The organism is Stenotrophomonas pictorum JCM 9942, assembly GCF_001310775.1.
In the GTDB taxonomy this organism is placed as follows: Bacteria; Pseudomonadota; Gammaproteobacteria; order Xanthomonadales; family Xanthomonadaceae; genus Stenotrophomonas; species Stenotrophomonas pictorum.
Genome location: NZ_BAZI01000514.1, coordinates 1 through 1,582 on the forward strand (window position 1 = coordinate 1; position 1,582 = coordinate 1,582).

At 67.8% G+C, this 1,582-nt stretch carries 1 protein-coding gene and 1 pseudogene; both read right to left on the reverse strand.

Going from position 1 to position 1,582, the window contains the following annotated elements:
* Positions 1-387 (reverse strand): MurL-like N-terminal domain-containing (locus tag JCM9942_RS15580; protein ID WP_484600256.1); only part of this gene is annotated, 387 nt, incomplete at its 3' end.
* A 76-nt stretch (positions 388-463) separates the two neighbouring features.
* Positions 464-1,582: pseudogene (gene lysA / locus JCM9942_RS15585) on the reverse strand (diaminopimelate decarboxylase); the annotation flags it as partial.

A 1,582-nucleotide genomic window follows, 5' to 3' on the forward strand; every position in this document is an offset into this window, starting at 1 on the left:
CGCCTGGCCTTGCACCGGCAGCGTGAAGCGGCCGCGCAGGTTCAGGCCATTGCGGTAGGCGAACTCGCCCAGACCGTTCAGATATACCGTTTCCACCAGTGCCGCGGTGGCCGCATCGATCGCGTAGCTGTCGATGCTCACCTGCGCCGGCACTGCCGCCTTGTAGTAGCTGACACCGGCGATCAGGTGCAGCAGCTGCAGCGCGCGTTGCACCGCCGCCGCACGCTCGCCCTCCAGCTGGAACGGCGCGCCCGGCACGGTGACAGTCTCGGTCATCTCCGGGCCGTCGTCGAAGGCGTAGACCAGTCTTGCCACGCCGGTATCCGCGGCGAAATCGCAGCGGACGAAGCGGAAGCGGGAAACCTGGTTTTTGTCAAAAGCTGTCATGGCGTATCCGAATCAAACGAACCGCCGCGCACCAGCGCGCGGCGGACGACAAAGTTTTCGCGGCAGGAGGCGATTGTCACGCATCGAGGACCGCCTCGCGCGGCAGTGCGCGCAGGTTGTAGGTGCTGGCCATGCTGAAACCATAGGCGCCGGCATCGGCGATCAGCATCACATCCCCCGGCGCGGTGGTCGAGGGCAGCTTCACCCGCTGCGCGAACACGTCGCTGGATTCGCAGATCGGACCGACCACGCTGAAATCGACGTCGCGCGCCTCTTCCAGGCGCGCGAGGTTCGCGATGTCGTGCCAGGCGTCGTACAGCGCCGGCCGCAACAGGGCGTTCATGCCGGCATCCAGGCCGACGCGGCGCACGCCGTCCTTCTCCACCACCTGGGTGGCGTGGGCCAGCAGCACGCCGGCCTCGGCGACGAGGAAGCGGCCCGGCTCGATCGCCAGCTGGAACTGCGGGTGCACCGCCCTGATCTCTTCCAGCCGGTGGCCCAGGCGTCCAGATCGAACGGCTCGTCATCGGCGCTGTACGGGATCGGCAGACCGCCGCCGATATCGAGGATCTCCACGCTGCCGATACGGCGGGCGAACCCGGCCATCTCGTCGACCATCTGCTTCCAGTGGCCGCCGGTCTCGATGCCGCTGCCCAGGTGCGCGTGCAGGCCGCTGATGCGGATATCCAGGCTGCCGGCCAACGCCATGAATTCATCCACCCGCTGCGCCGAGAGGCCGAACTTGGCCTCCTTGCCGCCGGTGTTGACCTTCTGGTGATGGCCGTCGCCGTGGCCCAGATCGATACGCAGCCACAGCGTGCGGCCACGGAACACCTCCGGCCAGCGCCGCAGCAGCTCGACGTTGTCCACGGTGACAGTGACACCACGCGCCAGCGCCGCCTGGTACTCGTGGATCGGTGCGAAGCTCGGCGTGAACAGCACCCGCGCCGGCGCGATGTCCGGTACCGAGGCGAACACATGCTCGAACTCGCCCAGCGACACGCATTCCAGACCGAAGCCTTCGGCGGCGAGCGTGCGCAGGATCTGCGGATGCGGATTGGCCTTGATCGCATAGAAGCGGCGATCGACCGCGGCAATGGCCTTGAGCTGGGCGGCGCGCTCGCGCACCTTGTCCAGGTCGTAGACATAGGCCGGAGTGCCCTGCGCGGCCAGCCCCAGCAGCTGCTGCCGCTTG